Annotated in this window: 26 protein-coding genes and 1 riboswitch; of the genes, 13 read left to right on the forward strand and 13 right to left on the reverse strand. The window is 69.5% G+C overall.

Features of this window, described 5'->3' with window-relative positions; all coding sequences use genetic code 11:
* Positions 1-26: 26 nt before the first annotated feature.
* Genes OG352_RS06600 through OG352_RS06610 form a run of 3 tightly spaced genes read left to right on the forward strand, consistent with a single transcriptional unit; the run spans position 27 to position 1,947 of the window.
* Positions 27-599, forward strand: coding sequence for a hypothetical protein (locus OG352_RS06600; protein WP_329215324.1), 573 nt, complete (start codon positions 27-29; stop codon positions 597-599).
* A complete protein-coding gene (locus OG352_RS06605) occupies positions 596-1,630 on the forward strand; it encodes a tyrosine-type recombinase/integrase (RefSeq protein ID WP_329215325.1) in 1,035 nt (344 codons plus the stop codon). Before OG352_RS06600 ends, OG352_RS06605 begins: the two co-directional genes overlap by 4 nt.
* Positions 1,627-1,947 (forward strand): hypothetical protein, encoded by a 321-nt coding sequence (locus OG352_RS06610; RefSeq protein ID WP_329215327.1) that lies wholly within the window; start codon positions 1,627-1,629, stop codon positions 1,945-1,947. The genes OG352_RS06605 and OG352_RS06610 overlap by 4 nt, the downstream gene beginning before the upstream one ends.
* A 60-nt stretch (positions 1,948-2,007) precedes the next feature.
* On the opposite strand, the gene OG352_RS06615 is transcribed toward OG352_RS06610, so the two are convergent.
* Positions 2,008-2,349, reverse strand: a complete 342-nt coding sequence (locus OG352_RS06615; protein WP_329215329.1) for a DUF6233 domain-containing protein — start codon at positions 2,347-2,349, stop codon at positions 2,008-2,010.
* A 45-nt stretch (positions 2,350-2,394) separates the two neighbouring features.
* Between OG352_RS06615 and OG352_RS06620 the strand changes: the two genes are divergently transcribed.
* Together OG352_RS06620 and OG352_RS06625 are read left to right on the forward strand one after the other, a co-directional pair.
* Positions 2,395-2,586 carry a hypothetical protein gene (locus OG352_RS06620; protein ID WP_329215331.1) on the forward strand — a complete coding sequence of 64 codons (192 nt, stop codon included), beginning with the start codon at positions 2,395-2,397 and terminating at the stop codon, positions 2,584-2,586.
* 26 nt (positions 2,587-2,612) lie between these two features.
* Entirely contained in the window at positions 2,613-2,741 is a 129-nt protein-coding gene (locus tag OG352_RS06625) for a hypothetical protein (protein WP_329215333.1), read from the forward strand.
* On the opposite strand, the gene OG352_RS06630 is transcribed toward OG352_RS06625, so the two are convergent.
* Positions 2,738-2,935 (reverse strand): hypothetical protein, encoded by a 198-nt coding sequence (locus OG352_RS06630; protein WP_329215335.1) that lies wholly within the window; start codon positions 2,933-2,935, stop codon positions 2,738-2,740. The two genes, OG352_RS06625 and OG352_RS06630, sit on opposite strands and share 4 nt — an antisense overlap.
* Positions 2,936-3,351: 416 nt before the next feature.
* On the opposite strand from OG352_RS06630, the gene OG352_RS06635 reads away from it, so the two are divergent.
* Entirely contained in the window at positions 3,352-3,570 is a 219-nt protein-coding gene (locus tag OG352_RS06635) for a hypothetical protein (RefSeq protein ID WP_329215337.1), read from the forward strand.
* Between the two features lie 58 nt (positions 3,571-3,628).
* Here the strand turns inward: OG352_RS06635 and OG352_RS06640 are convergent, their stop codons facing one another.
* The gene (locus tag OG352_RS06640) at positions 3,629-3,808 is read right to left on the reverse strand and encodes a hypothetical protein (RefSeq protein ID WP_329215338.1); all 180 of its coding nucleotides are present in this window, start codon (positions 3,806-3,808) and stop codon (positions 3,629-3,631) included.
* Between the two features lie 162 nt (positions 3,809-3,970).
* Here OG352_RS06640 and OG352_RS06645 point away from each other — a divergent pair, with 162 nt between their 5' ends.
* The 3 genes from OG352_RS06645 (at position 3,971) to OG352_RS06655 (ending at position 5,813) form a co-directional block, all read left to right on the forward strand.
* Positions 3,971-5,200, forward strand: a complete 1,230-nt coding sequence (locus tag OG352_RS06645; protein ID WP_329215340.1) for a helix-turn-helix domain-containing protein — start codon at positions 3,971-3,973, stop codon at positions 5,198-5,200.
* Between the two features lie 89 nt (positions 5,201-5,289).
* Entirely contained in the window at positions 5,290-5,628 is a 339-nt protein-coding gene (locus OG352_RS06650; protein ID WP_329215342.1) for a hypothetical protein, read from the forward strand.
* Entirely contained in the window at positions 5,625-5,813 is a 189-nt protein-coding gene (locus tag OG352_RS06655; protein WP_329215344.1) for a hypothetical protein, read from the forward strand. The genes OG352_RS06650 and OG352_RS06655 overlap by 4 nt, the downstream gene beginning before the upstream one ends.
* Positions 5,814-6,082: 269 nt before the next feature.
* Here the strand turns inward: OG352_RS06655 and OG352_RS06660 are convergent, their stop codons facing one another.
* The gene (locus tag OG352_RS06660; protein ID WP_329215346.1) at positions 6,083-6,316 is read right to left on the reverse strand and encodes a helix-turn-helix domain-containing protein; all 234 of its coding nucleotides are present in this window, start codon (positions 6,314-6,316) and stop codon (positions 6,083-6,085) included.
* Between the two features lie 205 nt (positions 6,317-6,521).
* Between OG352_RS06660 and OG352_RS06665 the strand changes: the two genes are divergently transcribed.
* Entirely contained in the window at positions 6,522-6,731 is a 210-nt protein-coding gene (locus OG352_RS06665; protein WP_329215349.1) for a hypothetical protein, read from the forward strand.
* 5 nt (positions 6,732-6,736) lie between these two features.
* Here the strand turns inward: OG352_RS06665 and OG352_RS06670 are convergent, their stop codons facing one another.
* The 4 genes from OG352_RS06670 to OG352_RS06685 all read right to left on the reverse strand — a co-directional run bounded on the left by OG352_RS06670 (position 6,737) and on the right by OG352_RS06685 (position 10,933).
* Positions 6,737-7,684, reverse strand: a complete 948-nt coding sequence (locus OG352_RS06670; protein ID WP_329215351.1) for an endo-1,4-beta-xylanase — start codon at positions 7,682-7,684, stop codon at positions 6,737-6,739.
* A gap of 55 nt (positions 7,685-7,739) precedes the next feature.
* The gene (locus OG352_RS06675; protein WP_329223734.1) at positions 7,740-8,504 is read right to left on the reverse strand and encodes a carbohydrate ABC transporter permease; all 765 of its coding nucleotides are present in this window, start codon (positions 8,502-8,504) and stop codon (positions 7,740-7,742) included.
* A 128-nt stretch (positions 8,505-8,632) separates the two neighbouring features.
* Entirely contained in the window at positions 8,633-9,634 is a 1,002-nt protein-coding gene (locus tag OG352_RS06680) for a carbohydrate ABC transporter permease (protein WP_329215353.1), read from the reverse strand.
* A 6-nt stretch (positions 9,635-9,640) separates the two neighbouring features.
* Positions 9,641-10,933: an extracellular solute-binding protein gene (locus OG352_RS06685; RefSeq protein ID WP_329215355.1), complete on the reverse strand. Its 1,293-nt coding sequence runs from the start codon at positions 10,931-10,933 to the stop codon at positions 9,641-9,643.
* Between the two features lie 465 nt (positions 10,934-11,398).
* On the opposite strand from OG352_RS06685, the gene OG352_RS06690 reads away from it, so the two are divergent.
* A complete protein-coding gene (locus OG352_RS06690) occupies positions 11,399-13,363 on the forward strand; it encodes an APC family permease (RefSeq protein WP_329215357.1) in 1,965 nt (654 codons plus the stop codon).
* Positions 13,364-13,905: 542 nt separating this feature from the next.
* On the forward strand, positions 13,906-14,325 hold the full coding sequence (locus OG352_RS06695) for a TOBE domain-containing protein (protein ID WP_329215359.1): 420 nt from the start codon (positions 13,906-13,908) through the stop codon (positions 14,323-14,325).
* Positions 14,326-14,537: 212 nt separating this feature from the next.
* Here the strand turns inward: OG352_RS06695 and gcvP are convergent, their stop codons facing one another.
* The gene (gene gcvP, locus OG352_RS06700) at positions 14,538-17,426 is read right to left on the reverse strand and encodes an aminomethyl-transferring glycine dehydrogenase (protein ID WP_329215361.1); all 2,889 of its coding nucleotides are present in this window, start codon (positions 17,424-17,426) and stop codon (positions 14,538-14,540) included.
* A gap of 185 nt (positions 17,427-17,611) precedes the next feature.
* A riboswitch (glycine riboswitch) is annotated at positions 17,612-17,707 on the reverse strand.
* Positions 17,708-17,819: 112 nt separating this feature from the next.
* On the opposite strand from gcvP, the gene OG352_RS06705 reads away from it, so the two are divergent.
* Positions 17,820-18,191: a PRC-barrel domain-containing protein gene (locus OG352_RS06705; protein ID WP_329215363.1), complete on the forward strand. Its 372-nt coding sequence runs from the start codon at positions 17,820-17,822 to the stop codon at positions 18,189-18,191.
* 16 nt (positions 18,192-18,207) lie between these two features.
* Here OG352_RS06705 and OG352_RS06710 read toward each other — a convergent pair whose 3' ends face one another.
* The 4 genes from OG352_RS06710 to OG352_RS06725 form a co-directional block, all read right to left on the reverse strand.
* The gene (locus OG352_RS06710; RefSeq protein WP_329215365.1) at positions 18,208-18,669 is read right to left on the reverse strand and encodes a nucleotidyltransferase domain-containing protein; all 462 of its coding nucleotides are present in this window, start codon (positions 18,667-18,669) and stop codon (positions 18,208-18,210) included.
* 98 nt (positions 18,670-18,767) lie between these two features.
* Complete coding sequence (locus OG352_RS06715) at positions 18,768-20,213, reverse strand: DNA polymerase IV (RefSeq protein ID WP_329215367.1); 1,446 nt, start codon at positions 20,211-20,213, stop codon at positions 18,768-18,770.
* A 68-nt stretch (positions 20,214-20,281) separates the two neighbouring features.
* Positions 20,282-20,965, reverse strand: coding sequence for a MerR family transcriptional regulator (locus OG352_RS06720; RefSeq protein ID WP_329215369.1), 684 nt, complete (start codon positions 20,963-20,965; stop codon positions 20,282-20,284).
* A gap of 244 nt (positions 20,966-21,209) precedes the next feature.
* Positions 21,210-21,683 carry a bifunctional nuclease family protein gene (locus OG352_RS06725; protein ID WP_093771173.1) on the reverse strand — a complete coding sequence of 158 codons (474 nt, stop codon included), beginning with the start codon at positions 21,681-21,683 and terminating at the stop codon, positions 21,210-21,212.
* Positions 21,684-21,747: the final 64 nt, after the last annotated feature.

Here is a 21,747-nt window from a genome sequence, read left to right on the forward strand (position 1 = left end):
ACAGTTATCCAATACAAGGAGGACTGATGGCCCGCACTACGACGATCACACTTGCGGATGATTCCGTCCTGGAGGTCGAGCACGACGGCGACTGGGTGCAGAGCGACATGCCCCAGCCCGACCCTCGCTGGCGCGCGACTGACAGCAACGGGCACGAGCACTACTACGCGGAAGGATCCGACCGGTACCCGACGCTGGAACTCGTCTTCGGTGAGCCGTACTGGTGCGAGGACTGCCGTGACGAGCATCAGGACAACTGGTACGAGTGTCGTCAGTGTCGGGAAAAGGTCCGGCCCGGTACGCGTATCGACTCCACTCCGAAGTGGATTGCGGGGCCGACGTACTACTCACTGAACGGCGAACCGATCGGCAAGGAGCGCGCCGATGAGATCCTCGCCGAGGCGTGGCGCAGGGCCGACGAGGCCGCGAAGATCTCGTCTCGCCCGGCGATCGGCACTCGCGTCGGGCTGGACGACGCCACCGTCACCGTTGTGCCCACGGCCGACAGCGCACCCGGCAGCGAAGTGACTGTGATGTTCGACGGAACCGGAGCAATGGAGACGGTCTCACTGACACGGCTCCGGGCTGTACGCCGATGACCGCCCTCGTCCCGCGCCAGTCGGCGGAGCTGTCGACCGACCGGCACGACCCCCGCGACGACTGGCCCGACGAAGCCCGCGCACTCGCCGACCACCTCGCCGCCATCTACGGCGACCGCGACCCGCTGCCCACCCTCGCCGGAGGATGGATCGCCCGCCAGAAGAGCCGCCACACCAGGCGGGCATACGTGCGCACCTTCAAGGCATGGGAGGAGTACGCCCGCTCCACCACGGTCCACCCACTCCAAGCGAAACTGCCGCTCGCCGACGCCTACGCCAAACACCTCGCCAAGACCCCGACGAGGAACGGTCGGCCCCCGGCCGAGACCACGCAGGCCCAAGCCCTCGCCGCCGCCGGGAGCTTCTACACCTACGCCGCCCGACTCCAAGCCGTCGACTCCGACCCGTTCAGCGCCGTCAACCGGCCCTACGTCGACCCCGACTACTCGCCCACCGAAGGCATGACAGAGGCAGAGACCACCCGCCTCGTCGAGACCGCCCTCGACTGGGCACCCCGCTCCTACGCCCTCGTCATGCTCCTCTACCTCACCGGCGCCCGCATCGACGAACTCCTCGCCCTCAACGCCAACCAACTCGGCTACAACCGAGGCCACCGAACCCTGCCCCTCACCCAGAAGGGCGGCAAGAAGCGGCCCGCACCCGTACCGCCACTCGCCCTCGACGCGCTCCTCGCCTACCTCGACGACCGCGCCGACGGCCCGCTTTTCACCACGGACTCCGGCCGCCGCTGGACCCAGCCCGAAGTCTGGAAGCACCTCCGCGTCCTCGCCCGCCGCGCCGGGATCCCACAGGCCGCCACTATCAAGCCCCACACGCTGCGACACCAGTTCATCACCGACAACCTCGCCAACGGCGTCCCGCTCCAAGACGTGCAAGACGCCGTCTCCCACTCCGACCCCCGCACCACCCAGAGGTACAACCGACGCCGTCGGCAACTCGACAACCACCCCGCCTACGCCCTCGCTGCCAAGCTAGGGGAGCGGCTGAACTCACACGAGGAGAGTCCATGACTCTGGAGTTCCGTCCATGCGGCGAACCACAGGGCTTCGATCTCTTCGAGGGTGACGACAAGGTTGGAGAGCTGATCTACTGCCCGCCCGACGAAGAGCTCGACCGGGCAACTTGGACCATTAGCGTCTGGAGCGCCATGGGTACCGGCAAGACGTGGTACTCCGACACCGCTGAAAGTCACGAAGAGGCAGCGACTCACGCACGCGAGATGTGCGAGGAGCGCAACGCCGAGCGCCGCGAGCTGAGCAAGGGAGCCCACGGCTGGACAACGAGCAGCATCCCCATGGGTGGTAAGCCGGGGTGGCGCCGCCGGTAAGCAGCCCCGTGCCAGACTGGCCGCATGCCCGTCAGGCTCCCCCGTCCTGGCGGGCGCCCGCTACCCGTCGAGGTATCCGAGTTCCGAGTCGGGTCGGCAGTGTGTGCAGGCGGGGATGCCTTCGGCGAGCCAGCGGAGGGCGTCTGTGCGGCTGATTCCCCGGGACCGTTTGCCGGCCATGTGGCAGCCGCCGACGTGGATCATGTTCGGTGGTGCGTCCCGATTGAGGCCCATCTCGATCAGCCAGTCCGGTGCTGGCGTCCGGGCTTCGAGGCCGTGCTGTTTCTCGGCTGTTTTGCGTTCTTCGTCTGCGATCCATCGTCGGGTGCGTTCGAGGTCGGCTTGCTGGACGCGTTCGAGGAAGCGCAGCATGTCGAGTCGAGGCGGGGTTGGATCGCTCACGCGTTCGAGTCTATGGCCGTCCGGTGCGCATGCCACCCTGGGGCCGTGAACCCCGACCGCTACCACCTCGCCCTCACCTCTACCGGCCGGCCGGTCATGCATGGCTGGTGGGGCAGCGAGGTCGTGGCCCGCTCGCAGTGCGCCGTCTGGGTCGGGTTGTGGGGCGTACTGCCGGGCGCGCGGGTGGTCCTCGTCGACGAGGAGGCGGGCGTGACGTTGACGAGGTGGCCGGACTAGGTGTGAGGGTCTGCCATTCTGGCGCGATGGACGACGAGCAGCAGGCCCCGCAGCAGGGTGACGACTTCGACGACGTGTCCGGCGCAGGGGCTGACTTCCCGGTCGACGAGTACCGGCTGTCGACGCGCCCCGGCGGTGTCGGGGACAGCGACTAGCCCGCCGGGTGGCGGACGCTCATCTTCAGCCCCATTTCAACGGCGTACCGGTCATGCCCGCCGTCGATGGCGAACGCGGTTACCGCCGCTTGCACGGCCTGCGCGGTGTCGACGGTGAGCCGCCCGTTCTGGATTTCCTCCCAGGCGGTGCGTTCGAGCTGGAGGAGGGTGTCGGGGAAGTCGAAGGTGGCCACGGGCGGATCCTACGTCGACCATGTTGCGCGTCTCCGCAAAATGGTCCCGGCCTGCCGGACACCCGCCGCTGGTCACCGCCAGGGGTACGCACCATCTGCTGACCCTTACGCCGCCTCCACCACCTCGGCCCGGACGGCTGCCGCCCACTCCTCGTACAGCCGCTCCAACACGACCCGCCCCTCCGGCGTCAACCGCACACGCGGGTCCAGCCACGTTTGCCGCGCACCGCATGGAGCCTCCGACAGGCGGGCACACCGGACAGCAGACCGTGCGGCAACCTCAAAGGAGGACTCGGCAATGCAATGTCCAAGTTGCGGCGCTTCCGCCATCCAGGGCTCGAACGGCTCATGGATCTGCTCGAACCAGTGCGGCTGGTCAAGCGGGCACGCCCCCACCCCACGGGTACCCTCAGCACATGACTCAGCAGCGGCCGACGGAAACCGTGCCGGGTGACACCGCCCGCCCTCGGGTCAGCCCTGAGATCACGACGACCGAGTGCCGACAATGCGGCGCCCAGGTGGCGGGATTGAACGGCCGTTACGCCTGCGGGCTGTGCGGCTGGGTCAACCACTGGTCGGAGGGATACGGAAATCTCCCCACGGCCGAGGACGACCCGGACCATCCCGGACGCTGAAAAGCCGCCGCGCCCCTCGTTCCCCCACGGGAGCGGGGGGCGTTCTGCTGTTCCCCGGCTACGCGGCGGTGGTCATCTCCGCGCGTACCGCCGCCACCCACTCATCGCGTAGTGCCGCGTACCGGGCCCGATCGCCTGCCGGGAGATGCCCGCCGGCCCGCGTCATGAGCGCCCGAATCTCGGCGTTGATGGCCGCAGCAGACCGCACGGAACCCGGGCGGGTGATGGAGGGGGACATGCCCCCAGCGTATCGACAGCGGGGGCCGTTCACTCATCGCGATCCAGGCAATCTCAGACACGGAGAAGGCCCCAACGGACCGTAATCCGTAAGGGCCTTCCCAAGTACACCACCGGCCGTCGGGCGTACCGTTCCAAGTGGACGCAAGGAACGGAGACCAGTATGACCCACGGTTCTGACATCCACCCCTCAGCCGAGAGCAACGGGCAACGCCTCGCCCGCCTGCGAGCCCGTCACCGCTGGACACAGCAGCGCCTCGCCACCGAATCCGGCTACTCCCTCGCCACCATCCGCGCCTTCGAACAAGGACGCCGCAGCCTCGACCGCGCCAGCATCGTCCTCACCTTCGCGCAAGCCCTCGACTGCCACCCCACCGAAATCACCGGAGCCCCCTACATGCCGGTCCAGGCCGACCGCGACGGGCAAGCCGCCGTCGCCTCGGTGGCCGCCGTCCGCCGCGCACTGATGCGCCACGGCCGGCCAACCCGACCAACGGACGCCGAAGCAGCCACCGTCAACCTGCCCGAGCTCCACGATCGGGTGGCCGAGGCCAACCAGCACCGGCAGGCGGCAGCCCTCGCCAAGTCCGGCGCCGCACTGCCCGCGCTGCTGCGCGACCTCCAGGTCGCGGCCGAACTGACCGAAGGCGACACCCGGCGTCGGGTGTTCGGCCTGCTGGCGTCCGGCTACGAGTGCGCAATGCAGTACCTGTACAAGCTGGGCCACACCTCGGATGCGACCTTGGCCACCGAGCGCGTGCTGTGGGCGTCACGGGAGACCGGGGATCCGCTGCGGGTTCTGGCCGCGCACTGGTACGACGCGGGCGAGTTCCTGTCGATCGGCGAGCACGACGAGGCCGGGGCCATCATCGACGACGCCCTCACCGAGCTCGGCGCGATGCCGTCACCCGGGCCGGAAGCCGTGTCCCTGAAGGGCGCATTCCACCTGAAGGCCTCGCTGAACCTGGCCCGCGCCAAGGACACGGCTGCCGCGGTCCGCCACCTCGGACACGCGCAGCAGGCCGCCGACCGACTCGGGGAGGACCGCAACGACTGGCAGATGCAGTTCGGCCCCACCAACACCGCCCTCTGGTCCGTCAGCCTGCCCGTGGAGATGGGCCACGGCAAGGACGCGGTCGCGCGAGCGGAGAAGGTGAAGCTCCCGGCCGGCTACTCGCGGGAGCGGACCTCGCACTTCCACATCGACCGCGGCAGGGCGTTCTTCTACAACGGGCAGCGGGAGCAGGCTGTGGCCGCATTCCTGGATGCGGAGCGGCTGGCGCCGCAGGCGACGCGTGCGCATGCGGCGGTGCGGGAGACGGTCGGCACGATGATCCGTACCCGCAAGCGGGGCGAGCTGGTGGAGTTGGGGATTCGGCTCGGCGTCGTCTGACACAGGTACTACAGTCTGTAGCACTTCCGTGACCCCCTGGGCTCTAGCGTCGGTTGAGCAGCACAAACCACGAGGCCAGGGGGTTCCGCATGTCAGGCAGAAGCGCAGGGCTGGGCACGGTCGATGTGCTCGCTCTGCTCCCTCTCCCCGCGCTCGACGGGCTGTCGCAGGAGCGGGTACGCGGCGCGGCTTGCATCTGGTGCGACACGCGCCTCGACACGGCAACCGCTGTCGACCTCGGTGAGCGCCGCCACAGGCGTTTGGACGGCCACTACAGCACGTTCCCGCGGGCCTGCCCCGCATGCGTCCGCGAGGCCGCCATACGGGCCATCCGCGACCATCCCGGCATGTGCGAGCAGTGCACCGACGACGCCTCCCACTGCGACGTGCGCGCCGCACTGGAACACCTCGCCCGGGAGGGCCGATGAACACCACGATCGCGACTCCGGAATACGTCGCCCTGCTGGAACACGGCACAACATGCCCCACCTGCATGGCCATGGACAAGGACGGCAAGAACCTCGGCCTGCCCTGCGAGCCAGGCGACCGCATCTACCAGGCATACCGGCAGACGCTACGCGGCCCCGCCGCACCACCCCAGACCGGAGCCTGACATGCGGCGCTGCGCCCGCTGCGGGCGACCCATCGAACCCGGCGACACATACAACGAGACGATCCCCGACTCGACGTCCGCCGCCCGCCCGACCGTGTACGTCCACGACTGGGAATGCAACCGGCCCCGCACCCTGGTGATACCCCACACCCGCTGAACTCCCGGCCGCCTCGCACCGCAGCGTGGCCCCCGGGACGGCCGCCCCCTGGAGGGGAAACGCGGCCACGGCCCGCCGCCGAGCGTCACCCCGCCCGCCGGCGGCGGGCCACTCACTGGACAAGATCAGCGAGAGACACGTCGAGCGCGCGAGCGATACGGAGCAGCGTCTCCAGGGTCGGATTGTTCCGGCCCGCTTCGATCTCCTGAAGGCTCCAGCGGCTGATGCCCGCCGCGAGGTGGAGGCGCTCCTGTGTCAGGTTCTGATGCATGCGTTCGGTGCGGATGCGGTCGCCGATGGCGTGGCGGCAGGCTTTGAGCCAGTCATCGTCGGAGAGGTCGAGCACTCGACACACGCTCTGACGTGGATGATCTTAAGTCAGCCCGGCAGACCAGGCATTTTTAGATCAAGGTCCATCGCGGCGCGCAAGACCAGCGCAGACAAAACACCCGTTCGGATGATGTGATCCTTGACGTCTTGCCTAACAAGAAACCACAGGCCAACGATTACATGCGCCCCCCACGCACCCGCACGACGACAGGCGACGCACCATGACCGACGAGCAGTCCGACCCCACCCCGGCGCTCGCCCTCACCAACCTCCAACGCGACCGTGTCAACTTCGCGCGCTGCGACCTCGAAGCCGCCCGCACCGAAGACCTCGGACAACTCCCCCCTGCCGGCCTCATCTTCCTCGTCGAACGCATGCGGGGACGCCTCGGCGACATCCTGGACCTCGTCGATGAACTAGCAGACAACTGAGTCCCCTAACCAACATTGTGATCCCAGATCGTGATCCCGACGCACCGCCGCACCGCGAGGCACGCCTCGGTCATGTCCCGGTACCAGTCGGCCTGTTGGGCCAGTTTCTCCTCGGTCGCGGGCAGCAGCATCCGTACGTCGACCTCGGTGAGCGCGGTGTCCAGGCCGAGCCGGGCGAAGCGGCGGAGGTTGTCCTCCAGGGTCGTCGGATAGCCGTACTGCAGGGCGAGATGGGCCTGCAGGCCGACGCCGTCGAGCGGGACGCCCTGCGCCTTCAGTTCCTTGGCCAGGCCGTAGTAGGCGTCGCTCTTCGGGCCGACGGCCTCGATGTTGTAGTCGTTGAGGTAGAGCTTCGCCTTCGGGTCGGCCTGGTGGGCCCAGCGCAGGGCGTCGGCGATGTAGCCGGGGCCGAGCGTCTTGTAGAAGACCGTCTCACGGTAGGTGCCGTCCTCGTTGAACGCCTCGTTCACGACGTCCCAGGAGTAGACCTTGCCCCGGTAGTGGCGCACCTCGGTCTGGATGTGCTTCTTGAGCACGGCCCGCAGCGCGTCGGCCGTCCACTCCTTGCCGGTCAGCCAGCCGGGCAGTTGGCTGTGCCAGACGAGGGTGTGGGCGCGGACCTTCTGGTGGTGGGCGCGCGCGAGGTCCACGATCGCGTCGCCGGCCGTCCAGTCGAAGACGCCCTGCTGCGGCTCGGTGGCATACCACTTCATTCCGTTGCCCGGCGTGATCATGTCGAACTCGCTGCCGAGGATCTTCGTGTAGGCGGTGTCGGTGAGTTCGGGGTTGTCGGTGGCGCTGCCGAAGTAACGGCCGTGGCGCTGCGCGAGGTCGGCGAGGGTGGGCGGGTCGTCGCAGTGGGCCTGGGCGGCCGGGTCGGCGGCGACGACCGCCAGGAGCGCCCCGGTCAGGGCGCCGACGAGTCTGAGCCGGGTGCGGGACGTGCGGGACATGGTGCGACTCCTCACGGTCGGTGGGTGTGGCGTGCCGTACGTCCGCGGGCGCGCGTCATCCCTTCGTGGCGCCGGCGGTGAGACCGCCGACGAGCTGGCGCTCGGCGACGGAGTAGAAGGCCAGGGCGGGAACCATGGCGAGGACGAGGTAGGCGAAGACGCGCGCGTACTCCGCGGAGTACTGGCCCTGGAACTGCTGGACGCCGATCGGGATGGTCCACCAGGTGGGCTCGTTGAAGACCAGCAGCGGCAGGAAGAAGTTGTTCCAGCTCCCGACCACGGCGAGGACGGAGACCGTGCCGAGGGCGGGCCGGGCCATCGGCAGCAGGATCCGCCAGAAGAAGCCGAGCGGCCCGCAGCCGTCGAGGGTGGCCGCCTCCTCCAGCTCGGCCGGGATCTCCCGGAAGAAGCCGCGCAGGATGACGATGGTCATCGGCAGCCCGAACGCGGCCTGCGGCAGGATCACGCCGAGCGGGTTGTCCAGCAGGTTCATGGAGCGCAGCAGCAGGAACAGCGGCAGCGCCGCCACCGCGAAGGGGAACATCAGCCCCATCGTGAACAGGGTGAACAGCATCTCCCGCCCGCGGAAGGCGAACCGGGCGAAGGAGAACGCGGCGAGCGCGGACACCGCGACGACCACCACGGTCGTCCCGACCGCGATCAGTGTGCTGCTGCCGACGAGCTGCCAGAACGAACCGGAGCCGAGGATGTCCGTGTAGTTGGAGACGACCCAGGGGTCGGGCAGCCCGATGGGGTTGCGGGAGAGCTGGTCGGTGGACTTGAAGCCGGACAGCACGGCGTAGACCAGGGGTACGGCCATCAGCGCGCCGACGGCGACGAGGACGAGATGCAGCGGAAGGCTGCGCCCGACCCGCCGGCTCCTGCCTGTCGTACCCGTCGCACTCGTCGTACCTGTCTTGCGGACGCTCCGGCCCGTCTTGACGACGCTCACGAGCCGCCGCCTCCTCGCATGGTCGTGGTGGCGCCCTGAAGATCGCGGCGCAGCACGAACCGCTGGTAGGCGAGGGCGAAGACGAGGCTGATGCCGAACATGGCCACGCTGATCGCGCTCGCGTAGCCGACCTGGTACCGCTTGAAGCCGTACTGGAACATGGTCACGGCCATCGTCTCGGAGTGGTGGTCGGGACCGCCCGCGGTGACCACCCACACCAGGTCGAAGAGCTGGATCGAGCCGATGACCGACAGGAAGACGCTGATCCGCAGGGTCGGCGCGAGCAGCGGCAGGGTGATGTTGCGGAACCGCTGCCAGGGCCCGGCGCCGTCGATCAGGGCCGCCTCGGTCAACTCGGCCGGGATGGACTGGAGTCCGGCCAGGTAGAGCATCATGTGGAAGCCGAAGTACTTCCACGTCATGACCAGGAACAGGGTGGCCATGACGGTGGACGGGTCGGCGAACCACTGCCCGCCCACCCCGTCCAGCCCGACCGCGCCCAGGACATGGTCGGCGAGACCGTCGTCCGGGGCGAAGATCATGCTGAACAGGACGCCGGTGATCGCCTCGGAGAGGATGTACGGCGCGAAGAACAGCATCCGGTACACGGCCCGGCCGCGGATCTTCTGGTTGAGCGCGACCGCGAGGGCGAGCGCGAACGGCAGTTGCAGGACGAGCGAGAGCCCGACCAGGAGCAGGCAGCGCCACAGGTCGCCCAGGAACACCGGGTCCTGGAAGAGCCGGGTGAAGTTGTCGCCGCCGATGTAGTCCTCGGGCATGCCGAAGCCGCCCCAGCGGAAGAGCGAGGCGTACAGCGCGAACAGCATCGGCAGCAGCACGAGCGTGCCGAACAGCACCAGCGCGGGCACCTGGAAGCCGACGGCGGTGAGCCAGTGCAGCGCCCGCCGCCGCGCCCGGCCCCGGTCCGGGCCTGCGGCCGGGGGCGGGAGGTCGACGTCGGGGCCGCGGCGCTTGTCCGGGAGGAAGGTGGAGGTCATCGCCTGCTACTGCTCTTCCTTGGCGACCTTGGTGATCGACTCGGTGACCTGCTGGGGCGACTTGGACCCGGCGATGAGGGCGGCGACGCTGTCGTTGACCTCCTGGCCGAGGGCGGGCGCGTACGCCTGGTCGAGGTAGAGCTGGAAGCCGGTGGCGGCCTTCAACTGGGCCTGTACAGCCTTGATGTTGGGGTCGGTGATGGCGCTCTCGGCGGCCGGGACGACGGGCAGCACCCCGGTCTTCTTGACCAGTTCGGTGTCCGTGGCGGCCGAGGCGAAGAACTTCAGGAAGTCGACGGCCGCCTGCGGGGCGCCCTTGCGCAGGGCGTGCCCGCCGCCTCCGCCGAACACCTCGGTGATCACGCCCTTGCCGCCGTCGACCGCCGGGAACGGGAAGAACCCGAGGTCCGCGCCGAGCCCCTTGCCCGCGTCGGCCTCCACCGCCGGCGCCCACTGGCCCATGAGTTCCATCGCCGCCTTGCCGTTGCCCACGGTGGCCGCCTGGCCGGTGGGGCTGTTGTAGGCGGCGCCGAGGAAGCCCTTCTGGAACGGCTGCAGGTCGACGAGGTCCTGGAGGTGCTGCCCGGCCTGGACGAACCCGTCCCCGGTGAAGTCCTTGGCGTCCCCGGCCTTCTGCAGGGCGTCGATGCCGGCGGTGCGCATCGCCAGGTACGCCCAGTAGTACATGCCGGGCCACTTCTCCTTGCCGGCCAGGGCGAGCGGGGTGATCTTGGCTGCCTTCAGCTTGCGCACGGCGTCGAGGAAGCCGCTCCAGGTGGTGGGCGGCGCGCTGACACCGGCCTGCTTGAAGAGCGCCTTGTTGTACCAGAACCCGATCATGCCGATGTCGAACGGGACGCCGTACACCTTGTCGTCCAGCAGATACGGCTCGCGGGCGACCGACAGCAGGCTCTCCCCCCAGTCCTTCGTCCGGTCCGTGAGGTCCTCGACGAGCCCGGCGTCGACCTGCTGCTTCAGGACACCGCCGCCCCAGGTGTGGAAGATGTCCGGGAGCTTGCCCGAGGCGGTCAGCGCCGTCATCTTCGACTTGTAGGCGTCGTTCTCCAACTGAACGATCTTGATCTTCACGTTGGGGTTCTGGGCCTCGAACTGCTTGGCCAGACCGGCCCAGACGCCCTTGGCCGGCTGGGTGGTGGAGATGTTCCACCACTCGATCGTGGTCGTCCCCGACGACCCCCCGTCCGAGTCGCCGCCGCAGGCGCTCAGTGCCGTCATGCTCAGACCGGCCGCGGCGGAGGCCGCCAGGAAGCCGCGGCGGGAGAATGCCGGGTCGCCCATCATGCGCTCCTTGATTGATCGAAAGTTTCGAACCAAATTCAGAAAGCTTCGCTGCTGCCGCACCCTAGAGACACCCTCCGACGGGTGGCAACCCCTTGAACACAGGGAATCCAAGGGCCCGTTCACGGAACAGGCCCCGAAGGGGCCCGGAAGAGAGCCGAAACATTCGACTTGGTCGGCGAACCTTACGAAGCGCAGCGCGGTGCGCGTCCGGCGGCCGGAAACAAACCCGTCCGCGCGACACCGGACAGGACACGGGCGCGTCTGCCCCGCGACCAGTCTTAACGGAAGCTTGACGCCCGTCCGGCCCATGATCCGTGGGCCCGGGCGTCACTCTCCGCTTACGCTGATCCCGCCGTCCGCGTGATGGCCGAAACCACACGCCGAGCCGCCGAGTCTCCGAGGTACTGAGCCACTGGGTGTCTCTGCCACTGAGTCTCCGAGCCGCACATCAGGAGCACGCCGATGGCCACCACCGAGCACCCTCCCTCCGGTCGCCTGCGCACCTGGATGCTGGAGGGCCTGTCCGACATGGGCAAGGGCCACGGCCAGCCGGCCGCCCCGGGCACCGAGGCGGCGCCCCAGCCCGAGCACAAGGGGCAGCGCTGGTACCGGGTCATGTGCCTGACCGGCGTCGACTACTTCTCCACCCTCGGTTACCAGCCGGGCATCGCCGCCCTCGCGGCCGGCCTGCTCTCCCCCGTGGCGACCGTCGTGCTCGTCATAGTCACGCTGGCCGGCGCCCTGCCGGTCTACCGGCGGGTGGCCGAGGAGAGCCCGCACGGCGAGGGCTCGATCTCGATGCTGGAACGGCTGCTGTCCTTCTGGCAGGGCAAACTGTTCGTCCTGACCCTGCTGGGCTTCGCCGCCACCGACTTCCTGATCACCATCACCCTGTCCGCGGCGGACGCCTCGACCCACCTCGTCGAGAACCCACACCTCACCAGCACCCTGCACGGGCAGCAGATGATCATCACCCTCATCCTCGTCGCCCTGCTCGGTGCGGTGTTCCTCAAGGGCTTCCTGGAGGCCATCGGCGTCGCCGTCGCCCTGGTGATCGTCTACCTCGGCCTGAACGTCGTCGTCGTGATCGTCGGCCTGTGGCACGTGCTCACCGAGGGCCATGTGGTCACCGACTGGACCAGCGCCCTGACCGCCGAGCACGGCAACGTCTTCGCGATGATCGGCGTCTCCCTGCTGGTCTTCCCCAAACTGGCCCTCGGCCTGTCCGGCTTCGAAACCGGCGTCGCGGTCATGCCCCACGTCCAGGGCGACCCCGACGACACCGCGGAGCACCCCAAGGGCCGCATCCGCGACACCAAGAAACTGCTGACGACCGCCGCCCTGATCATGAGCGTCTTCCTGATCGCCACCAGCTTCATCACCACCTGGCTGATCCCCGAGAAGGAGTTCGAGCCCGGCGGCAAGGCCAACGGCCGCGCCCTCGCCTACCTGTCCCACGAGTACCTGGGCAACGCCTTCGGCACGGTCTACGACGTCTCGACCATCGCCATCCTCTGGTTCGCCGGCGCCTCCGCCATGGCCGGCCTGCTCAACCTGATGCCCCGCTACCTGCCCCGCTACGGCATGGCCCCGCACTGGGCACGCGCCGTCCGCCCCATGGTCATCGTCTTCACCCTGATCGCCTTCCTGGTCACGTGGATCTTCGACGCCGACGTCGACGCCCAGGGCGGTGCCTACGCCACCGGCGTCCTGGTCCTCATCAGCTCCGCCGCGATCGCCGTGACCATCGCCGCCCGCAAGGCCGGCCAGCGGGGCTGGACGATCGGCTTCGCCGTCATCTCGGCGGTGTTCCTCTACGTCACCGTCGCGAACGTCTTCGAACGCCCCGACGGCGTGAAGATCGGCGCCTGCTTCATCGCCGGCATCGTCCTGGTCTCCCTGCTCTCCCGGCTGGCCCGCGCCTTCGAGCTCCGCGTGACCAGCGTGACGCTCGACGACATGGCGGAACGTTTCATCCGGGACATGGCCAGCCGCAAGATCCGGTTCATCGCCAACGAGCCCGACCAGCGCGACAAAGCCGAGTACCGCGACAAGATCGAGCAGATCCGCCAGGACAACGACATGCCGGAACAGGAGGACTTCGTCTTCGTCGAGGTCACGGTCCTCGACCCCTCCGAGTTCGAGTCCGGCCTGACCGTACGCGGAGAGGTCCTGCACAACCGCTACCGCGTCCTGACCCTGGAGTCCTCCTCCATCTCCAACGCCCTGGCCGCGCTGCTCCTGCACACCCGCGACTCCACCGGCCGCATCCCGCACATCTACTTCGAGTGGACCGAGGGCAACCCGTTCGCCAACTTCCTGCGCTTCTTCCTCTTCGGCCAGGGCGAGGTCGCCCCGGTCACCCGAGAAGTCCTGCGCGAGGCAGAACCCGACCGCGCCCGCCGCCCCCGCGTCCACACCGGCTGACCCCTGCCACCTGGGCGCCTGGGCGCCTGGGCCGGTGCACCGTCAGAAGTCGGCCCCATGCAAGGGCTGGAACTGAGACAGGGCCAGGGCCAGGGCCAGGCGGCAGACCGCCGTACCCGCCGTCAAGCGCCACCGGCGCGCCGACGTCCGGCTCGCCCTGAGCTGCGCGCCGGGCTTCTGCACGCTGACGTTCCTGGTCGACCGGGACGCCGAGACCCTCACCCTCCCCCACGCCCTGCTGTGGCTGACCCTCTCCACCGGCGTCCTCGCCATGCTCCCGACGGCTTGAGCTCGACCCCCGCGTCCTCACGGGCAACCCGCTGCTCTGGCACGACCTGGGCACGGGCGCACGCCGCTCCCTGGAGCACGGCACCCTGCACGAAGGCGCCGACGTGCTGGAGCACCTGCGCCACGAGATCGACGACACGATCACCCGGGCAATCCTCAAAGCCTCGGACCTGCCCTGAGGACACCTCCACTCACGGCGACGCACAACCACGCATACCAGACATATGCGCCTCGTCCCCCTACCGTTGGGGCCCATGACCCTGAGCATCCGCAATCAGCTCCCCGGCACCATCACCGCCGTCCACCCCGGCGAGGTCATGGCCACCGTCAGGATCCACCTGGCCGGCGGCCAGGACCTCATGGCGGCCATCACTCTGGAGGCCGTGAACCAACTCGGCCTCACCACGGGTACCGCCGTCCGCGCCCTGGTCAAGTCGACCGAGGTCTCCCTGTCCACCGGCCAGGTCGACGGCCTCTCGATCCGCAACCGCCTCCCCGGCACGATCACCGGACTCACCACCGGCGCGGCCATGGCCTCCGTGAAGGTCTCCGTGCCGGGCGGCGAACTCACCGCGGTGATCACCACGGACGCGGCCACCGACCTCGGCCTCTTCGTGGGCTCCGACGTCATCGCGCTGATCAAAGCGACCGAGGTGTCCCTGGCGACGGCGTAGCCCGCGGGCGGACCCCGCCCGGGAGGGACGCCGTCGGCGAATCCACGGGCGGCCGGGTACCAGTTCCGCGAATGTGACACTCCCGATAGGAAGTGTCACATTCGCGGCCGACAGCACCCGGACCTCCGGCACGGACTCACCCGGCCCCGGACCGCCCAGGCGGAATTCACCAACGGCATCCGGGACGGACGGGGCCCCGCGCCCCCACCCACTCAGTCCTCGTACGCGTCCAGCGGCGGGCACGAGCAGACCAGGTTCCGGTCGCCGAAGGCCTGGTCGATCCGGCGCACCGGCGGCCAGTACTTGTCGGCGGCGGACACACCGGCCGGGAAGACGGCCTCCTCACGCGTGTACGCGTGCTCCCACTCCCCGCCGAGCGCGGCCGCGGTGTGCGGGGCGCCCCGGAGCGGGTTGTCCTCGGCCGGCCACTCGCCCGCCCCGACCTTCTCGATCTCCGCGCGGATGGCGATCATCGCCTCGCAGAAACGGTCCAGCTCGATGAGGTCCTCGGACTCGGTCGGCTCGATCATCAGCGTCCCGGCCACCGGGAACGACATCGTCGGCGCGTGGAACCCGTAGTCGATGAGCCGCTTGGCGACGTCGTCGACGCTCACCCCGGTCGCCTTGGTCAGCGGCCGCAGATCGATGATGCACTCGTGCGCGACCAGCCCGCCCGGCCCGTTGTAGAGCACCGGGTAGTGCGGCTCCAGCCGCTTGGCGACGTAGTTGGCGCTGAGCACCGCCACCTGTGTGGCCCGCTTGAGCCCCTCGCCGCCCATGAGCCGCACATAGGCCCAGGAGATCGGCAGGATCCCCGCGGACCCCCAGGGCGCGGCCGAGATCGGCCCGACACCCGTCTCGGGCCCGGCGGCGGGCTGCAGCGGGTGGTTCGGCAGATACGGCGCGAGGTGCGACCGTACGGCCACCGGCCCGACCCCCGGACCGCCGCCGCCGTGCGGGATGCAGAACGTCTTGTGCAGGTTCAGGTGCGAGACGTCCCCGCCGAAGTGCCCCGGCTTGGCGAGCCCGACGAGCGCGTTGAGGTTGGCGCCGTCGACGTACACCTGTCCGCCCGCCTCGTGCACCTGGGCGCAGATGTCGGCGACGTGCTCCTCGAACACCCCGTGCGTGGACGGGTAGGTGATCATCAGCACCGACAGCTCGTCCCGGTGCTGCTCGATCTTCGCCCGCAGGTCCTCGACGTCGATCTCGCCGTCCTCGGCGGTCTTCACGACGACGACCTTCATGCCCGCCATGACGGCACTGGCCGCGTTGGTGCCGTGCGCGGAGGACGGGATGAGGCACACGGTCCGCTGCTCGTCCCCGTTGCCCCGGTGGTACCCGCGGACGGCGAGCAGCCCGGCCAGCTCACCCTGCGACCCGGCGTTCGGCTGCAGCGACACCTTGTCGTACCCGGTGACCTCGGCGAGCTGCTCCTCCAGCTCACGGATGAGCGTGAGGTAGCCCTCCGCCTGCTCGGCCGGCGCGAAGGGGTGCAGCTGCCCGAACTCGGGCCAGGTGACCGGCTCCATCTCGGTGGTCGCGTTGAGCTTCATGGTGCAGGAGCCCAGCGGGATCATGCCCCGGTCCAGCGCGTAGTCCCGGTCGGCGAGCCTGCGCAGGTAGCGCAGCATCGCGGTCTCGGAGCGGTGCCGGTGGAAGACGGGGTGCGTCAGGATGGTGTCGGACCGCCGCAGCCCGGCGGGCAGGGAGTCGCCGGTGGCCGCGTCGAGCGACTCGATGTCGCCGTCCACCCCGAAGGCGGCCCAGACGGCGGCCATCTGAGCCCGGGCGGTCGTCTCGTCGCAGGCGATCGACACCTGGTCGGCGTCGACGAGGTACAGGTTGACCCCGTGCTCCTCCCGCGCCGCGGCGACGACCTCGGCGGCCTTCGCCGTTACCCGCACGGTCAGCGTGTCGAAGTACGACCCGTGCACGACCTCGACGCCGCCGGCCGCGAGCCCGGCGGCGAGGATCGCCGCGTACCGGTGCGTGCGCAGGGCGATCGCCCGCAGCCCGTCCGGCCCGTGATAGACGGCGTACATCCCCGCCATCACCGCCAGCAGCACCTGCGCCGTGCAGATGTTGCTGGTGGCCTTCTCGCGCCGGATGTGCTGCTCACGCGTCTGCAGTGCGAGCCGGTAGGCCCTTTGCCCGTCAGCGTCGACGGACACCCCCACGAGCCGCCCGGGCAGGCTGCGCGCGAACTTCTCGTGCACGGCCATGTAGCCGGCGTGCGGCCCGCCGAAGCCCATCGGCACCCCGAATCGCTGCGTCGTCCCGACCGCGATGTCCGCCCCCAGCTCACCGGGCGACTTCAGCAGCGTCAGCGCGAGCAGGTCCGCGGCGACCGTGACGAGCGCGCCGAGCCCGTGCGCCTGGTCGATCAGCGGCTTGAGGTCGCGTACGGCACCGGAGGCGCCGGGGTACTGCACGAGCACGCCGTTGATCTCGCGCTCGGCGAGCTCCGCCGGAATCCCGCCGCTCAGGTCGGCGACGACGACCTCCAAGCCGGTCGGCTCGGCGCGGGTCTCGATCACGGCGATGGTCTGCGGCAGCGCGTCCGCGTCGACGAGGAAGAGGCCCTTCTTGTTCTTCCCCATCCGCCGGGACAGCGCCATCGCCTCGGCGGCGGCCGTGCCCTCGTCGAGCAGCGAAGCGCCCGAGGTCGGCAGCCCGGTCAGGTCGGCGACCATGGTCTGGAAGTTCAGCAGCGCCTCGAGCCGGCCCTGCGAGATCTCCGGCTGGTACGGCGTGTAGGCCGTGTACCAGGCCGGGTTCTCCATGACGTTGCGCAGGATGACGGGCGGCGTGAACGTCCCGTAGTACCCGAGCCCGATCATCGAGTCGAGCACCTGGTTGCGATCGGCCAGCGAGCGCAGCTCGGCCAGCACCTCGGCCTCGGTGCGCGCGCCGGGCAGGTCCAGCGCGTCGGCGTTCTTGATCACATCCGGGACGGCGGCGGCGGTGAGCTCGTCGAGGGAGCCGTAGCCGACCTGCGCGAGCATCTTGGCCCGCGCCTCGTGGTCGGGCCCGATGTGGCGCTGCTCGAAGGGGATTCCCTGTTCGAGCTCGGAGAGTGGAATGCGATGGGCTGTCATTACGGAGGCCTCCTGGTCTGACACGACCTTCGAGGGTCACCACGGCGCGGGTACCCGGACGGCCTCCCCCTCTGTCATCTCAACCTGAGAGCTTCACCGGCCGCCCGAGGGCAGCCGGCTTTCACCGTCGGTGAGAGCGGGAGCCGTCGACGCCGTCGGCAACCCGCTCTGCTTTCCAGAGTGACCTCGTCCGTGCGGTACGTGGGCCTGAGAGATTCCGGGGAGGATTTGCTCCTTCGGCGCCTCCGGTGATGTCCGGAGGACTCTCCCGCACGGGGTCAGCAGCCGTTGTCAGAGTACCAGCGAGGTCAACGTCACTCTCTCGAGTGGCCGCCCGTCCCAATGTGCTCTTTTGTAGTGCTTACGGATGAGTTGCGACCAAGTGGAGGGCCCGTGCAGACCGACATCGATCCGCGCAACCTGATCGGCCGCAAGGCGTTCGACCGCAACGGCACGAAGATCGGCACCGTCGACGAGGTCTACCTCGACGACGCCACCGGCGTGCCGGAGTGGGCGGCCATACGCACCGGCCTGTTCTCCCGCGACGCCTTCGTCCCCCTGGAGCCCAGCGAGCTGGTCGAGGGCACCCTGCACATCCCCTTCGACCGGGCCCTGATCAAGGACGCCCCGGACTTCGGTGTGGGCCGCCACCTCTCCCCGGAGCAGGAACTCCAGCTCTACCACCACTACAGCCTCGACGTGGCCGCCCCGCCTCCGCTCCCCGACCACGACTTCGGCCGACTGGCGGGCACGGACGAGAGCTGAGGCCCTCTGATCCAGCTCAGCCACAGGCCCGTATCAGCGCCCCGAGAATCCCGGCAGGGTCGTACAGCGGCCGGGCGCCGTCCATGACGACTCTCCGTGTGCCCGCGTCGACCGGACCGGTCCGCGCCCAGTCGGTAGAACCGACGCCCACCTCGACCTCCAGACCGGAGGCGGTGACATACCGCCGTTCGGTGATGGCCCCCCACTCCTGGACGCGGACCAGCTCCCCCATGGGCAACTCGCGCGTCCAGGCGTCGTCGTCGCCGTAGCGGGCAGGGGCCGTCGACAACAGCACGAGATCGACGTCCGAGTCGGGACGCGCGACCCCACGCGCACAGGACCCGACGAGGAGCAGCCCGACCACGTCGCTCCGATTCGCGGACCACCGAGTGACCCGATCCACCACCTGCCGCATCTCGGCCTCACGCTCCGGCGACACCCCGGCCGGATCCGCGAACCGGCCTCCGTGCAGTTTCATACAGCTCCCCATCCCTCACAGGCGCCCTCACGGAACACCGCCACCACTCCGACTCACCCCACACTTCGAGCCGCTTCACTCTGTGTAACTGATCCGACTCACCGAGAGTTCCCGGACCCTGCCGCCGACGACCCTGAATCCACGTCCTGCGCCCCGACCGTCCCGACCGCCGCCTCGCCGCCCTCCTCAGGTCTTCGCCGAACCAGCGGCAGCGGATCCGCCGGTTCCAGTTCCGGATCCTCGGTCCGGAACGTCCGCACCCGTCCCGGCCCCGACTCTGGCGTCTCGAACCGCACGGTGACCCGGCCCAACCCGCTGCCCTGCACCCACCCGTGGCCGAGCACGGCATGCCGCACGTCGTGTCCCGGTCGCCACTCGTGCTCCACCGGCACCGCCGCCTCGCCGACAGACTCGTCCGCGAGTTCCTCACCGGGCCCGTCCTCCCGCTCCACCGCCGCCGCCTCCACAGCCTCCGCCGCCTGCGCGAACAGGTCCTCCTGTGTGAAGTCCGCCAGGCCGCTGACACCCACCCCGAGCAGCCGCACCCCACCTGTCGTGTCCACGGAGTCCAGCAACCGGGCCGCCGCTTCCCGGATCACCGCCTGATCGTCCGTGGGCCCGCGCAGGGTCTCGGACCGGGTGAGCGTGGAGAAGTCGTACCGCCGCACCTTCAGCACGATGGTCCGCCCCGACAGACCCGCCCCCCGCAGCCTCCGCACACACCGGTCCGCCAGCCGCTGCACCTCCAGCTCGACCCGGACCCGGTCGTGGATGTCCACGTCGTACGTGTCCTCGACGGACACCGACTTGGTCTCCCGCGCGGCCACCACGGGCCGGTCGTCGCGCGCCAGCGCCATGGCATACAGGGCGTGCCCATGCGCCTTGCCCAGGAGCCGCACCAACTCGTCCTCACCGGCCTCGGCGATCTCGTCGACCGTGATGATCCCGGCCCGCCTCAGATGGTCCCCGGTCGCCGGGCCGACCCCCGGCAGGGTCCGCACCGACATGGGCCCGAGCAGCGCCCGCTCGGTCCCCGGCTCGATGAGCACCAGGCCGTCGGGCTTCGCCTGCTCCGAGGCGATCTTCGCGAGCATCTTGCAGGAGGCCAGGCCCACCGAACCCGTGAGCCCGGTGACGGCCCGTATGTCCGCGCGCAGTCTGACGCCGGCCAGCCGCGCCGACTCGCCGTCCCACGCTGCTTCCCCGGCCTCCAGGTCCACGAAGGCCTCGTCCAGACTCAGCGGCTCCACCAGCGGCGACAGTTCCCCCAGCAGCCCCATGACCTGCTCGCTGATCGACCGGTAGAAAGCGAAGCGCGGGACGAGATAGGCGGCGTTCGGAGCCAGCCTGCGCGCCTGGGCCATGGGCATCGCCGAGTGCACCCCGAAGGCCCGCGCCTCGTAGGAGGCGGTCGCGACCACTCCACGGGGCCCCAGACCGCCCACGACCACGGCCTTCCCGCGCAGACTCGGCTTCGACGCCTGCTCCGCCTGCGCGAAGAAGGCATCCATGTCGAGATGCAGGATCGTGGGCGCGTTTCTCACATGTCCGATGCTGCACCACACCACTGACAATGAGGTCCGCAGCCGCCCCTCGCGCCCTGCGAGGAGCCTCAGACCGCCCGGTTGCGCCGCCGCGCCAGCTCGTCCGCCGGGTTGTGCCCGACGAGCGTCTCACCGGTGTCGACCCGTTCCCCGTGCAGTTGCGACAGCGCGCTCTCGACGTCGCGCCACACCACGCCCACGGCGATCCCGAAGATGCCCTGACCGCCCTGGAGCAGCGCGTGGACCTCGTCCGGCGAGGTGCACTCGTAGACCGTGGCGCCGTCGCTCATCAGCGTCATGCGCTCCAGGTCGCTGAACCCGCGCTCCCGCAGATGCTGCACGGCGCTGCGGATGTTCTGCAGCGACACACCGGTGTCGAGGAACCGCTTGACGATCTTCAGGACGACAACGTCCCGGAAGCTGTACAGCCGCTGCGTACCCGACCCGTGGGCGGGGCGCACACTCGGCTCGACGAGCCCGGTGCGCGCCCAGTAGTCCAGTTGCCGATAGGTGATGCCCGCGGCCGCACAGGCCGTCGGGCCGCGATAACCGATCTGCTCGGACGCCATGGACGTCGCCCCTCCGCTGCTCGGCACGGCCGCCGGTCGATGCGGAGCCTGATCGGCCGCGCTGCCGTGCGGGGGATACCCCCTGCCCGACCGCAGCTGAGAGCTTGGGGGAGGGTACGGACCGCTCCCCCCGACACCGAGTCCGGGGGCACCCCCAGCCGTACCGTCGCCGCTGCTTCTCACGCCGACCTCCGTCCTTGACCTGCCTTCTCGACGGTAGGCAGTCACCAGGGGTGCGTCAACGATCGCCACACTCGGCACGCCGAGTGATAATCACCCTAGGAGTGGTTTCCCGCACCTCACCGCGGGGAAAGGCTAGCCGAATGCGCTGAGAAGTAGCCGTAGGACGCTCTCACTCGCCGCTGGCATTTGCCGTGTCCTGTACGGGCGCCCCCTACAGGACGCCCACGTCACGCGCAGGTACCAACTATTGGTTGCTGGTGCCGAAGTCCTCGGGCGAGATCTGGTCGAGGAACTCGCGGAACTTCTCCACCTCGTCCTCCTGCTCGTCCGGGATGGCGATCCCCGCGTCGTCGAGCACCGTGTCACTGCCGTAGATCGGCGTCCCGGTGCGCAGCGCCAGCGCTATGGCGTCGGACGGCCGCGCGCTCACCTCGACCCCGCTGGCGAAGACCAGCTCCGCGTAGAAGACGCCCTCCCGCAGATCCGTGATGCGCACTTCGCTGAGCTCCTGGCCGACGGCCTCCAGCACGTCCTTGAACAGGTCGTGAGTCAGCGGCCGCGCGGGGGCCATGCCCTGCTGGGCGAAGGCGATCGCCGTCGCCTCCCCCGGTCCGATCCAGATGGGGAGGTAACGGTCGCCTCCCACTTCTCGCAGCAGCACGATCGGTTGGTTGGAGGGCATCTCGACCCGGACACCTACGACATCGAGCTCGTTCACACAGCAACCCTAGGCCGTGCCCGGGACGTTTGGGTAGTCGGGCCGGGAACGGGCGACCGATCCG

It is taken from the genome of Streptomyces sp. NBC_01485 (assembly GCF_036227125.1).
In the GTDB taxonomy this organism is placed as follows: domain Bacteria; phylum Actinomycetota; class Actinomycetes; order Streptomycetales; family Streptomycetaceae; genus Streptomyces.

Excerpts from the sequence above, each read along its gene's own strand:
- OG352_RS06600 (WP_329215324.1), top strand. The coding sequence starts at position 27 with ATGGCCCGCACTACGACGATCACACTTGCGGATGATTCCGTCCTGGAG.
- OG352_RS06605 (WP_329215325.1), top strand. The coding sequence starts at position 596 with ATGACCGCCCTCGTCCCGCGCCAGTCGGCGGAGCTGTCGACCGACCGG.
- OG352_RS06610 (WP_329215327.1), top strand. The coding sequence starts at position 1,627 with ATGACTCTGGAGTTCCGTCCATGCGGCGAACCACAGGGCTTCGATCTC.
- OG352_RS06625 (WP_329215333.1), top strand. The coding sequence starts at position 2,613 with ATGGACGACGAGCAGCAGGCCCCGCAGCAGGGTGACGACTTCGACGAC.
- OG352_RS06635 (WP_329215337.1), top strand. The coding sequence starts at position 3,352 with ATGACTCAGCAGCGGCCGACGGAAACCGTGCCGGGTGACACCGCCCGC.
- OG352_RS06640 (WP_329215338.1), bottom strand. The coding sequence starts at position 3,808 with ATGTCCCCCTCCATCACCCGCCCGGGTTCCGTGCGGTCTGCTGCGGCC.
- OG352_RS06645 (WP_329215340.1), top strand. The coding sequence starts at position 3,971 with ATGACCCACGGTTCTGACATCCACCCCTCAGCCGAGAGCAACGGGCAA.
- OG352_RS06650 (WP_329215342.1), top strand. The coding sequence starts at position 5,290 with ATGTCAGGCAGAAGCGCAGGGCTGGGCACGGTCGATGTGCTCGCTCTG.
- OG352_RS06655 (WP_329215344.1), top strand. The coding sequence starts at position 5,625 with ATGAACACCACGATCGCGACTCCGGAATACGTCGCCCTGCTGGAACAC.
- OG352_RS06665 (WP_329215349.1), top strand. The coding sequence starts at position 6,522 with ATGACCGACGAGCAGTCCGACCCCACCCCGGCGCTCGCCCTCACCAAC.
- OG352_RS06670 (WP_329215351.1), bottom strand. The coding sequence starts at position 7,684 with ATGTCCCGCACGTCCCGCACCCGGCTCAGACTCGTCGGCGCCCTGACC.
- OG352_RS06675 (WP_329223734.1), bottom strand. The coding sequence starts at position 8,504 with ATGGCCGTACCCCTGGTCTACGCCGTGCTGTCCGGCTTCAAGTCCACC.
- OG352_RS06680 (WP_329215353.1), bottom strand. The coding sequence starts at position 9,634 with ATGACCTCCACCTTCCTCCCGGACAAGCGCCGCGGCCCCGACGTCGAC.
- OG352_RS06685 (WP_329215355.1), bottom strand. The coding sequence starts at position 10,933 with ATGGGCGACCCGGCATTCTCCCGCCGCGGCTTCCTGGCGGCCTCCGCC.
- OG352_RS06690 (WP_329215357.1), top strand. The coding sequence starts at position 11,399 with ATGGCCACCACCGAGCACCCTCCCTCCGGTCGCCTGCGCACCTGGATG.
- OG352_RS06695 (WP_329215359.1), top strand. The coding sequence starts at position 13,906 with ATGACCCTGAGCATCCGCAATCAGCTCCCCGGCACCATCACCGCCGTC.
- gcvP (WP_329215361.1), bottom strand. The coding sequence starts at position 17,426 with ATGACAGCCCATCGCATTCCACTCTCCGAGCTCGAACAGGGAATCCCC.
- OG352_RS06710 (WP_329215365.1), bottom strand. The coding sequence starts at position 18,669 with ATGAAACTGCACGGAGGCCGGTTCGCGGATCCGGCCGGGGTGTCGCCG.